The sequence below is a fragment of the Anoxybacillus mongoliensis genome, from assembly GCF_014201515.1.
In the GTDB taxonomy this organism is placed as follows: Bacteria; Bacillota; Bacilli; order Bacillales; family Anoxybacillaceae; genus Anoxybacillus; species Anoxybacillus mongoliensis.
This window is the reverse complement of the sequence record NZ_JACHEQ010000003.1, coordinates 194926-207405: the sequence shown is the minus strand read 5'-3', so window position 1 is coordinate 207405 and position 12480 is coordinate 194926. Positions and strand designations below refer to the sequence as shown.

10 protein-coding genes are annotated in these 12480 nt (G+C 43.7%); all 10 read left to right on the top strand.

The genetic code is table 11. The features are described from left to right. Positions 1 to 58: 58 nt before the first annotated feature. The 10 genes from HNR43_RS04660 to murD all read left to right on the top strand — a co-directional run bounded on the left by HNR43_RS04660 (position 59) and on the right by murD (position 12464). Entirely contained in the window at positions 59 to 952 is an 894-nt protein-coding gene (locus HNR43_RS04660; protein ID WP_183241717.1) for a 2-dehydropantoate 2-reductase, read from the top strand. After that, complete coding sequence (locus HNR43_RS04655) at positions 949 to 1344, top strand: DUF3397 domain-containing protein (RefSeq protein ID WP_183241715.1); 396 nt, start codon at positions 949 to 951, stop codon at positions 1342 to 1344. The genes HNR43_RS04660 and HNR43_RS04655 overlap by 4 nt, the downstream gene beginning before the upstream one ends. A 19-nt stretch (positions 1345 to 1363) precedes the next feature. Continuing rightward, positions 1364 to 2974 (top strand): bacillithiol biosynthesis cysteine-adding enzyme BshC, encoded by a 1611-nt coding sequence (gene bshC / locus HNR43_RS04650; RefSeq protein WP_183241713.1) that lies wholly within the window; start codon positions 1364 to 1366, stop codon positions 2972 to 2974. 148 nt (positions 2975 to 3122) lie between these two features. Next, positions 3123 to 4055 carry a 16S rRNA (cytosine(1402)-N(4))-methyltransferase RsmH gene (rsmH, locus tag HNR43_RS04645; RefSeq protein ID WP_183241711.1) on the top strand — a complete coding sequence of 311 codons (933 nt, stop codon included), beginning with the start codon at positions 3123 to 3125 and terminating at the stop codon, positions 4053 to 4055. A 17-nt stretch (positions 4056 to 4072) separates the two neighbouring features. Then, complete coding sequence (gene ftsL / locus HNR43_RS04640; RefSeq protein ID WP_183241709.1) at positions 4073 to 4435, top strand: cell division protein FtsL; 363 nt, start codon at positions 4073 to 4075, stop codon at positions 4433 to 4435. 6 nt (positions 4436 to 4441) lie between these two features. Continuing rightward, positions 4442 to 6619, top strand: coding sequence for a penicillin-binding protein (locus tag HNR43_RS04635; protein ID WP_183241707.1), 2178 nt, complete (start codon positions 4442 to 4444; stop codon positions 6617 to 6619). Between the two features lie 64 nt (positions 6620 to 6683). Beyond that, a complete protein-coding gene (locus HNR43_RS04630) occupies positions 6684 to 8600 on the top strand; it encodes a stage V sporulation protein D (RefSeq protein ID WP_183241705.1) in 1917 nt (638 codons plus the stop codon). A gap of 65 nt (positions 8601 to 8665) precedes the next feature. Continuing rightward, positions 8666 to 10132 carry a UDP-N-acetylmuramoyl-L-alanyl-D-glutamate--2,6-diaminopimelate ligase gene (locus HNR43_RS04625; protein ID WP_183241812.1) on the top strand — a complete coding sequence of 489 codons (1467 nt, stop codon included), beginning with the start codon at positions 8666 to 8668 and terminating at the stop codon, positions 10130 to 10132. Positions 10133 to 10155: 23 nt separating this feature from the next. Next, the gene (gene mraY / locus HNR43_RS04620; protein ID WP_183241703.1) at positions 10156 to 11130 is read left to right on the top strand and encodes a phospho-N-acetylmuramoyl-pentapeptide-transferase; all 975 of its coding nucleotides are present in this window, start codon (positions 10156 to 10158) and stop codon (positions 11128 to 11130) included. Next, complete coding sequence (murD, locus tag HNR43_RS04615; RefSeq protein ID WP_183241701.1) at positions 11130 to 12464, top strand: UDP-N-acetylmuramoyl-L-alanine--D-glutamate ligase; 1335 nt, start codon at positions 11130 to 11132, stop codon at positions 12462 to 12464. The genes mraY and murD overlap by 1 nt, the downstream gene beginning before the upstream one ends. Positions 12465 to 12480: the final 16 nt, after the last annotated feature.

Genomic DNA, 12480 nt, shown 5'->3' with positions numbered 1-12480 from the left:
ACGCCAGCTACTTTTTTTTATACAATAAAACGTAGGAAAAAAAGAGGAGGATCGTCGGGTGCGCATCGGAATTATAGGGGGCGGAGCGGTCGGATTGTTGACGGCGGCTTACTTTAGTGAGAAATATGATGTGACAATTTATACACGTCGGCATGAGCAGGCAGAACAATTATGTATGCATGGACTGACGGTCATGTATGGCAATGAACGGACGACACATCGTGTTCATGCTGAACCGTTCGTTCGAGCCATTGAAGAAGATGTATTGTTTCTTGCGGTCAAACAATACGATGTAACAAACATATTAAACGAGCACATACATAAGCTTCAAGCAAACGCCATGATGTTTTTGCAAAACGGCATGGGTCATGTACCGCATTTACCGCATTTGCCGCATAAGCATATCGCGCTTGCTGTCGTCGAACATGGCGCCTTAAAAATCGATGATACGACCGTTTCCCATACCGGCGTCGGTCGAACGAAATGGAGCGTATGGCGAGGAGAGAAAGAAACGTTTTCATTTCTGTCAGGGGTAGATGCACGTTTTCCATTTCAATATGTTGACGATTGGGAAGCGATGTTAATAGAAAAATTAATGGTCAATGTATGTATGAATCCACTGACGGCTTTATTAGGTGTTCCAAACGGCATGTTAGTGACACATGCGCCATATCGACAAGCGATGGAACAGCTGTTTCACGAAGTGGCGTCTATTTTTCAGCTTGAACAACAGGAACGCATATGGCGGCACATTCAAACGGTTTGTCAACAAACAGCCGCTAATCGCTCATCGATGTTGCGTGACATCGAGGCGGGACGGAGAACCGAATTAGATGCCATTTTAGGCTATGTAATTGAGCGAGCGAACGAGCGATGCGTCCCGGCCCCAATTAGCACGTTTTTATATGCGCTTGTGAAAGGGAAAGAAGTAGAGGGAGAGAAGAAAAAATGAAGGGTGTACTCGCCTCTTTCATTGCAGTGATGATTGTTATGCCGTTTTTTTCGTTTTTTTTCATGTTTGTGCTTGCCAAAACTGTTTTTCGGCGAAAAGGAAAACGTGCGTTTCATTTCGCTGTGAACGGATCGACGATTTTTTTTATTTTTGCTGTTCATGTTTTATTACAAGCCATTTTTCAACGATCGTATATCGTTGAATTGCTCATTTTTTTTATTGTAACATTTATGATTGGAATGATTTTATATTGGAAAAAAACAGGGGATGTATCGCTACAACGAACGTTTAAGCTATATTGGAGAATGCAATTTTTATTATTTACAACCGCTTATATCGGATTGTTTATATATGGGATCATTCATCGTGCCATGATCGCATTTTCATCATGAATGAGAAAGGAAGTTTACCATGGAAGTCATCGAGCTGTCATTGCCAGCAACGAACCGTTTAGCAACGGAATACGTGGAAGGGACGTTTCCTGTTCACGAGGCGTTTCATCCTTGTTCGTTTGAACAACGTTTGCGAGAATTGCAAAAACGAACATATGCCCGCGAAGCGCTTGCGGATCATTTATTAGCGTATCATCAAAAGTTTCAAGCAAGTCGAGAAACGATCGCGAACATTGAAAAACTACGTCAGCGAGAAAGCGTCGTTGTCATCGGCGGACAACAAGCCGGTCTTTTAACGGGACCGCTGTATACAATATATAAAATCATTTCTATCATTACATTAGCGAAGCAACAAGAGCAAAAGCTCGGTGTGCCTGTCGTTCCGGTGTTTTGGATGGCGTCTGAAGACCATGACATCGCAGAAATTAATTATGTGCATGTTGCTGAAGCCGGCAAAGTAAAAAAATATGTATATTCGCCACTAGCGAAAGAAAAGCGAATGGCTGCCCACATTGAAATGGATGCAGATGAGTTAATGGGATGGGTTGATGATGTATTCAAAACATATGGTGAAACAAATGTAACGAATGAGCTGCGGACATACATACATGAATGTATTGCAAAATCGAGAACGGTGGCGGACTTTTTTGCAAACGTTGTTTTCGCGTTGTTTGCCAAAGAAGGAATCGTCGTTGTCGATGCGGCGCATCCACAATTGCGGGCGATAGAGCGCGAATGGTTTATGACGCTCGCTCATGAACATGAGGCAATTACACACGCCCTTCAAAACCAACAGCAACATCTCGAACGACTAGGCTATAAAAAAGCGATTGATGTGACGCCGATGTGCGCGCATTTGTTTTACGACGACGGTCAACGTCGTTTGTTGTATTACGACGATGCTCAACATTGTTTTTACACAAAAGATGGAATGTACCGTTTCACACATGATGAATTAAGACAACGAATTGAAAGCGAACCGCAATCGTTTAGCAACAACGTCGTTACACGTCCGCTCATGCAAGAGTGGTTATTTCCGACGCTCGCTTTTATTGCCGGCCCAGGTGAAATCGCTTATTGGGCTGAACTAAAACAAGTATTTGAACATTTCCAATGGCATATGCCGCCGATTGTACCGCGCCTTTCGGCTACGCTTGTTGAACGCCACATTGCTACAGATTTAGCAGATGTACATATGACGGTAGAAGAAGTGTTAACGACTGGCACGAAGCGAGCGCTAGAGGAATGGATACGCAACAATCAACCAGCGGCATTTGATGAGACGTTTCGTGAAGCAAAAAAACAAATGGCGCTTATTCACGAACAACTTCGCCAACTCGGTATGCAAGTCGATCCGCATCTTGAGGGAGTGATGTTGAAAAATGCCGAACGAATGGAGACACAAATCGATTATCTTCAACAATTGATTACACGTCGCATGTTACAAAAACATGACGTACATGTGCGTAAATATGAGCGTATTGAGCTGTCGCTACGTCCGAACAATATGCCACAAGAACGTGTTTGGAACGTGCTTTACTATATGAATCGTTACGGTCTAGATTTTGTTGATCGGCTGCTTCATGTCGATTATCGTTGGAATGGTATGCATAAAATTGTATATATTTAACTGTTTTCGTCGATAAAAAAATCCTGTCGCGTACAGGATTTTTTTTGTATACAATAGAATAGTTCGGAAGTAAGTAGTGAATTTTGTGAAATGATGGTACAATACAATTGCACTCATTTTTTACGTATTTTTTAGGTAGGTGACATCGTTGTTTCATCACGTAACTGTATTATTAAAAGAAACTGTTGACGGATTAAATGTTAAAAAAGATGGTACATATGTAGATTGCACGCTCGGTGGAGCTGGACATAGCGAATATTTATTATCGCAACTATCACCAGAAGGACGATTGTTTGCTTTTGATCAAGATGATGTGGCGATTCGTCATGCACAGCAAAAACTCGAACGATATAGCGGACAGTTTACAATCATTAAAAGCAACTTCCGCTATTTAAAACAACAGCTAGCGCTTTACGGTGTGCACGAAGTCGACGGCATTTTATTCGATCTTGGCGTATCATCTCCGCAGCTCGATATGCCCGAGCGTGGTTTTAGTTATCAACATGAGGCGCCGCTCGATATGCGCATGGATCGGGATCAAACATTAACCGCATACGACGTTGTCAACACATGGCCGTATGAGCAACTTGTGAAAATTTTTTTCCAATATGGCGAAGAAAAATTTTCAAAGGCGATCGCTCGTAAAATTGAGCAAGCGCGCAAGCAAAAGCCAATCGAAACGACGACGGAGCTTTCAGAAATCATTAAAGAAGCGATTCCCGCACCAGCGCGTCGCACAGGAGGTCATCCAGCAAAACGCGTGTTCCAAGCCATTCGCATCGCAGTCAACGATGAATTGCGCGCGTTTGAAGAAGCGATTGAACAAGCGATCGATCTATTAAAGCCCGGGGGAAGAATTAGCGTCATTACGTTCCATTCGCTTGAAGATCGCATTTGTAAGCTAGCGTTTAAACAAGCAAGTGAAACACCGCACTTGCCGCCTGGATTGCCGATCATTCCAGATGAGTATAAGCCGAAATTAAAAATCATTACAAAAAAACCGATCGTTCCGTCTGAAGAAGAATTACAACATAATCACCGTGCACGATCTGCGAAATTGCGCATTGCTGAAAAACTGTAAAAAAGGGGGAATGATGTATGGCTGCTGTTCGCATGCAGCAAAAAGTACAAAAAGTACAACAAGAGCAACACGTTCAACGTGTACCGAGAAAAAAAACGAAACGGAACATACGTTGGACCTTAGGAGAAAAAATCGTATTTGTTTCGTTTCTTGCCTTTGCGCTATATAGTAGCGTCACGATCATTTCGAATCAATTTACAATTTATCATGTCAATAAAGAAGTGCAACAGTTGCAAATGAACATTGAAGAGCAAGAAAAACGAAACCGTGATTTATACGTGCAAGTACAAGAGTTAAGCACATATGAACGTATTTTAGCGAAAGCGAAAGAGCTCGGCCTTACATTAAACGAAAATAACGTAAAAGTTGTGCAGGACTGATGCCAGATGAGAAAGCATAAACATACGCATAGAGGAGCAGCTATATCTTTCGTTTTTTTTAGCTTGCTCTTTTTTCTATTGTTTGGACGTTTCGTTTATTTACAAGCAACAGGTGTTGCGGACGGACAAGTGTTAGCGGTCGAGGCGCAAAAACGTTATTTAAAAAAACAAACGCTTGAAGCGAAGCGCGGAACGATTTTTGATCGAGACGGTGAAATCATCGCTGAAGACATTCCTTCATATACAATCGCCGCCATTCTCGATCCGAACATGCCACAACATGTGACCGATCCGGAAGAAACCGCACGTAAACTTGCACCGCTATTAAACATGAATGTAGCGGATGTCGAGCGCATTTTAAAAAAGAAGGCGAATCAAGTTGAGTTCGGGCCGAACGGTCGCGGCATTAGCCAAACGTTGAAGCAAAAAATTGAGGAGCTAAAGCTTCCAGGGATTACTTTCGTACGTGACTCAAAACGATTTTACCCGAACGGTACATTTGCTTCGTACGTTGTCGGCTATGCACAAAAAGATGAAGCAACGAACCGTGTGGAAGGAAAAATGGGCATTGAAAAACAGTTTGATGAGCAGCTGAAAGAAAAAGACGGAGAGATCAAGTATGAAAGCGACCCAAAAGGATTTAAACTCCCGTATGCAGACGAGCAAATCGTGCCACCACAAAACGGAAAGAACGTTTATTTGACGATCGATAAACATATTCAAACGTTTTTAGAAGATGCGATGAACGCCGTTGAAAAACAATATGAGCCGAAAAAAATTATTGCCATTGTTGCCGATCCGAAAACAGGGGCGATTTTAGCGATGAGCACACGCCCGAGTTTTGATCCGAACAAACGAAACATTGAAAACTACTTTAACGATGCGATTTCGTATCCGTACGAGCCAGGGTCAACGATGAAAATTTTCACACTCGCTGCGGCGGTGAACGAAGGAGTATTTCAGCCGAATGAAACGTACCAGTCCGGTTCATATCAAGTCGGTCCTCATCGTATCCGTGACCATAACAAAGTCGGTTGGGGGCAAATTACGTTTCTTGAAGGGGTGCAACGTTCATCCAACGTCGCATTTGCAAAAATTGTGCGCGAAAAATTAGGGGAAGATCGCTTTTTGCAATATTTACATCGCTTTCATTTTAACGAACCAACCGGCATTGAGTTGCCGGGTGAAAAAACCGGAAACATTTTATATCGTTATCCGATCGAAAAAGTGACGACAGGCTTTGGACAAGGAACATCGGTTACACCGATTCAACAAATCCAAGCAGCTACCGCCATCGCAAACGGTGGGAAAATGATGAAGCCGTACGTTGTCGATCGTATTGTCGATCCGGAAAGCGGAAAAACGGTCATGAAACATGAACCGACCGTTGTCGATACGCCGATTTCAAAACAAACAGCGGAAAAAGTACTAGACATTTTAGAAACGGTCGTCACATCCGAGAAAGGAACAGGACGCCCGTATCAAATTGAAGGTTACCGGGTGGCAGGGAAAACCGGAACGGCGCAAATTCCAGATCCAAAAGGCGGATATTTAACCGGTCATCAAAACTATATCTTTTCGTTTTTAGGAATGGCACCGCGTGAAAATCCGCGCTTAATTATGTATGTTGCTGTGCAACAACCAAACATTTCATATACGGAAACAGGGGCAGCACCCGTATCCATGATTTTTAATTCTGTCATGAAAAGTAGTTTACAATATTTAAACATTCAACCGACTGTAGAGAAAAAACGAGTGAAAAAAGAAAAAAGCATTTCGCTTCCTTCTTATGTCGGTCAATCGGTTGAGCAAGCCACGCAGTCATTGAAAAATCAAGGATTACATGTAACAATCATCGGAAAAGGAACGAAAGTGCGTGCACAATTTCCGAAGGCAGGGGAACACATCGTCGCCCCAGATCGCGTCTTATTGCAAACGGACGGAAACGCAATGATGCCTGATGTAACCGGCTGGTCGCTGCGCGATGTCATGAAGCTTGCGGAACTGTTGCAGTTAAAGCCAAGCTTTATCGGTAGCGGCTACGTATTTAGGCAAAATATTACGCCGGGAGCAGTAGTCAAACCAGACGACTATCTGATTGTCGAGCTGGCGAAACCATCGGAAATTGATAAAAAACAGCAAACAAACACCGAACAACAAGAAACAGACGGTCCGGTCGATTAGTTCTATATGAAACGGTACAAGCATATAGTGGAACGAGCCGAAACATATAAGGAGGTTCCGCTGTATGCGTGCAGTAACTGTTCGAAAACGATTGACGGCCGTTTTGTTGATCGGATTTTTCATTTTTGCAATTATTGACATTCGTCTCGGTTATGTGCAATTTGTTTTAGGAGATATGTTAACAGAGCGGGCGAAAGATTTATGGAGTCGAAATATCCCGTTTGAGCCAGAGCGTGGAGAAATCGTCGATCGTAACGGGGTGCCTTTAGCAACAAATATGAGTGCTCCATCTGTGCTCGTCGTCCCAAGACAAATTGAAAATCCATCGGAAGTAGCAAAAGAGCTCGCGCGCATATTACACATGCCGGTAGAAAAAGCATATAAACACGTGACGAAAAAAACATCAATTGAACGCATCCATCCAGAAGGGCGAAAAATTTCGAACGAGCAAGCGAAACAAATTCGCGACTTAGGAATGAAAGGTGTATACATTGCTGAAGATTCGAAACGGTATTATCCGTTCGGAAGTTATTTATCGCATGTGCTTGGCTTTGCGGGCATTGACAATCAAGGATTGATGGGGCTCGAGCTTTATTACGATAAACAATTGAGCGGCAAGCCTGGTTCCGTTCAATTTTATTCCGATGCGAAAGGGAAGCGCATGCCAGGGATGGCCGATGCGTATACGCCACCTGTGGATGGACTTGATTTAAAATTGACGATCGATACACGCGTCCAAACGATTTTAGAACGAGAACTGACGATTGCAGAAGCAACGTATCGTCCGGACGGAATTATTGCGATTGCGATGAATCCAAACAACGGTGAAATTTTAGGGATGGCAAGCCGTCCGACATTTGATCCTGCAGACTTTCAAAACGTGCCACCTGAAATTTTTAACCGCAATTTGCCTATTTGGAGCACGTACGAACCGGGATCAACGTTTAAAATTATTACGCTCGCGGCAGCGTTAGAAGAAAAAAAAGTAGATTTATTAAAAGAACATTTTTACGATCCGGGATATGTGAAAGTTGCTGGAGCGACGCTTCACTGCTGGAAACGTGGTGGACATGGCGATCAAACATTTCTTGAAGTTGTTCAAAACTCTTGCAACCCCGGATTCGTAGAGCTTGGTGACCGGCTCGGCAAAGAAAAACTATTTGAATATATTCGCGCATTTGGCTTCGGTGAAAAAACGGGCATTGATTTACAAGGAGAAGGAAAAGGTATTTTGTTTCCACTTCATCGTGTTGGACCGGTCGAGCAAGCCACGACCGCTTTCGGTCAAGGGGTAGCTGTCACGCCGATTCAACAAGTGGCGGCGGTCGCCGCTGCGGTAAATGGAGGCATTTTATACCAACCTTATATTGCAAAAGAGTGGCTTGATCCAGTCACAGGAGAAGTTATACAACGACAAACGCCAAAAGCAAAAAGAAGGGTTATTTCCGAGGAAACGTCTAAACAAATTCGTTATGCGCTCGAAAGCGTGGTAGCCCAAGGAACAGGGAAGGGAGCGTTTGTCGACGGTTACCGCGTTGGCGGTAAAACCGGAACAGCTCAAAAAGCGAAAGACGGTCAATATTTAAAAGACAACCATATCGTTTCATTTATCGGTTTTGCGCCAGCAGACGATCCACAAATTGTTGTATACGTGGCAGTCGATAATCCGAGAGGGACGGTGCAATTTGGTGGTGTCGTCGCCGCCCCGATTGTTGGAAATATTATGGAAGATAGTTTACGTGCACTCGGTGTCAAACCGCGCAAACAGCAAATTGAAAAAGAAACGACATGGCTCGACCCACGCTATGTAGAAGTGCCAAATTTAATCGGTTTAACAAAAAAAGATTTGCAACAACAGCTTTTTCACTTAAAATTAGATGGTAGTGGCGAAGGCGATACAGTCGTTGAACAGGCACCGAAGCCTGGAGCCAAAGTGAAAGAAGGAGCGACGATCCGAGTTTATTTTGGAACGAAACGGTAAAGCCTAGAGGAAGTATCCTCATGGCTTCTTTTTCTGTTTATATAAAGAAGAAAGGAACGATCGGTATGAAGTTACAAACGTTGCTTCAACATTTACATAGCTTTACACCACTTACAACAGAAAATCCGACGATTACATCGATCGACATGGATTCGAGAGACGTACAGCAAGGTTCGCTATTTGTTTGCATCAAAGGATTTACAGTAGATGGACACGATTTTGCTGAACAAGCCGTCGCCCGCGGAGCAGTTGCAGTTGTGGCCGAAAAACCGCTCACATTGCCTGTGCCGGTCATTTACGTGAATGATAGCCGCCGCGCACTTGCTGTATTAGCCGATGCATTTTACAGTCAGCCGACGCACCACCTTCATTTAATTGGGGTAACAGGGACAAACGGAAAAACGACGACGACACATTTGATTGAGCGCATATGCCGCCACGCTGGAAAAAAAACCGGACTCATCGGCACGATTAACATGAAAATCGGTGATGAAACGTATGATGTAAAAAATACAACACCTGAATCGCTCGTTTTACAAAAAATGTTTCGTAAAATGGTTGACGCGCATGTGGACGTCGCTGCGATGGAAGTATCATCTCACGCGTTACATATGGGGAGAGTACACGGATGTGATTTTGATGTCGCGGTGTTTACCAACTTAACGCAAGACCATTTAGACTACCATCAAACGATGGAACATTATCGTTGGTCGAAAGGGCTGTTGTTTGCGCAACTTGGCAATCGCTTCGATCATCAACGTCCGAAGTTTGCGATACTGAATGCAGACGATGCTGCCTCAGAAGAATATAAAAAAAGCACAGCAGCAACAGTCGTGACGTACGGCATTCATCATCAAAGCGACATTATGGCGAAACAAATTGAAATAACTACAAGTGGTACGACATTCCAACTTGTTACCCCAATCGAAACGGTACAAGTGAAAACGAAGCTTATTGGCATGTTTAATGTTTATAATTTGTTAGCTGCAGTCGGCGCTTGTCTCGTTTCAAACATTCCGCTCTCTACGATTGTCGAAGCGATTGCCGATATCGAAGGTGTTCCCGGTCGCTTTGAAGTCGTTGATGCCGGACAACCGTTTACTGTCATCGTCGATTATGCACACACGCCAGATAGTTTAGAAAACGTATTGCAGACGATTCGACAGTTTGCCAAAAAGCGTATATTTGTCGTTGTCGGTTGCGGTGGGGACCGCGATCGGACGAAGCGTCCATTGATGGCGCAAATCGCTGTCAAATATAGCGATGTTCCAATTTTCACATCGGATAATCCGCGTTCAGAAGACCCGATGGCCATTTTAAACGATATGAAACAAGGAGTAGCTGAAGACGTCGTATGCATTGTCGATCGAAAAGAGGCAATTACATATGCGATTGAACAAGCCGAAAAAGACGATGTCGTTTTAATTGCGGGAAAAGGTCATGAGACGTATCAAATCATCGGAAAAGACGTGTTATATTTTGATGATCGTGTCGTCGCACGCGAAGCTATTCAACGAAGAACAGATCAATAGAAGATGAGGAAGGTGCAACGATCATGAACGAAAAAGTGATTTTGTTCACGGCAGGAGTTGCCTTTATGATTACGGTTGTGTTATCGCCGATTTTCATTCCGTTTTTAAGGCGATTAAAATTCGGGCAAAGTATTCGCGAAGAAGGACCAAAATCTCATCAAAAAAAATCAGGTACGCCGACGATGGGCGGATTAATGATTTTATTGTCGCTTTCTATCACCACATGGATCATGAGCGATATATTTTTTGAACGGACGCCACAAACGTATTTATTGTTGTTTGTGACGCTTGGCTACGGATTGCTCGGTTTTATTGATGACTTCATTAAAGTGGTCATGAAACGTAACCTTGGTTTAACGAGCAAGCAAAAACTAGCGGGACAATTATTGATTGCGCTCATCTTTTACTTTTTCTTTCAACATTACAGCATTTCAACGGTCGTCTCGATTCCTGGGACGAACATGTCCATAGACTTAGGTGCCGCTTATATTTTGCTTATTATTTTTATGCTTGTTGGCGGCTCCAATGCGGTCAATTTAACGGACGGTTTAGACGGGTTGCTAGCAGGAACGGCGGCGATTGCGTTTGGTGCATATGCTGTATTAGCATGGAATCAAGGGCAATATGACATCGCCATTTTTAGCGTTGCTGTCGTTGGTTCGGTGCTTGGATTTCTCGTCTTTAACGCGCACCCTGCGAAAGTGTTTATGGGTGATACTGGTTCGCTTGCGCTTGGCGGGGCGATTGTCGCCATTGCGATTTTAACGAAACTTGAAATATTATTGGTGATTATCGGTGGCGTATTCGTCATTGAAACGTTATCGGTCATCATTCAAGTCATTTCGTTTAAAACGACAGGGAAACGCGTGTTTCGTATGAGTCCGTTGCACCATCATTACGAGTTAATCGGCTGGTCAGAGTGGCGTGTTGTCGTGACGTTTTGGGCGGTCGGTTTATTGTTTGCCATTTTAGGAATTTATATTGAGGTGTGGGTATAATGTACAACGGAAAAAAAGTGTTCGTATTAGGTTTAGCCAAAAGTGGATGGGCAGCAGCAAAACGGCTTCGTGAGCTCGGTGCCGATGTTGTTGTCAACGATCGCAATGAACCGAGTGAGCAGGAAAAACAAGAGTTAGAAGCGCTTGGCGTCCGTCTCGTATGTGGCGGTCATCCGCTTGAGTTGCTCGATGAGCCGTTTGATTTCGTCGTAAAAAATCCCGGCATTCCGTACTCAAATGTGCTCGTCCAAAAAGCGCTCGACAAACACATTCCTATTATTACAGAAGTTGAAATTGCGTATGAAACGTCAAAAGCCCCTATTATCGGCATTACAGGTTCAAACGGAAAAACGACGACGACGACCTTGATTTATCACATGTTGCAAGAAGCGAAACGTCGACCGCTCATTGCTGGAAATATTGGAACAGTGGCGTGTGAAGTTGCCAAACATGCGACAAAAGATGATGTCATCGTGATGGAATTATCTTCGTTTCAACTGCTCGGAACGATCCGTTTTCGTCCGCACATCGCTGTATTGTTAAACATTTTCGATGCGCATTTAGATTATCACGGGACGAAAGAAGCATACGCAGAAGCGAAAGGAAACATTTTTAAAAATCAAACGGAAACGGACTACGCTGTCGTCAATGCGGATGATCCGATTGTCATGCAATTAGCGGGAAAAAGCCGCGCACAAAAAGTGCCGTTTTCAGCAACTACGCCATTATCGTACGGGGCAACGGTAAAAGAGGGAGCGATTTATTTTCATAACGAGCGAATTATCGACATCACCGACGTGGCGTTACGCGGGACGCACAATCTTGAAAATATATTAGCCGCTGTTGCCGCAGCGAAACTCGCAGGTGCAGACAATGACTCGATTCGTCGCGTATTAACGACGTTTACAGGCGTTGCGCATCGCTTGCAGTTTGTTGCTGAAATCAATGGACGAAAATTTTACAACGATTCAAAAGCGACAAACATATTAGCGACGCAAAAAGCGTTAAGCGCTTTTCATGAGCCGGTTATTTTACTTGCCGGTGGGTTAGATCGCGGCAACGAGTTCGATGAGTTACTGCCGTACTTTAAGCATGTGAAAGCCGTCATCACGTTCGGACAGACGGCGCCAAAAATTGAACGCATTGCACGCGAAGCAGGAATACAGCAAGTGAAACGTGTCGATAATGTGGAACAAGCAGCTTTTGCCGCATATGAATGGTCGTCGCCGGGCGATGTCATTTTACTTTCCCCAGCGTGTGCAAGTTGGGATCAATATAAAACTTTCGAACAACGTGGGGACATGTTTGTACATGCGGTGCATAAGCTTAAATAAGACGAATTTTAAGTAA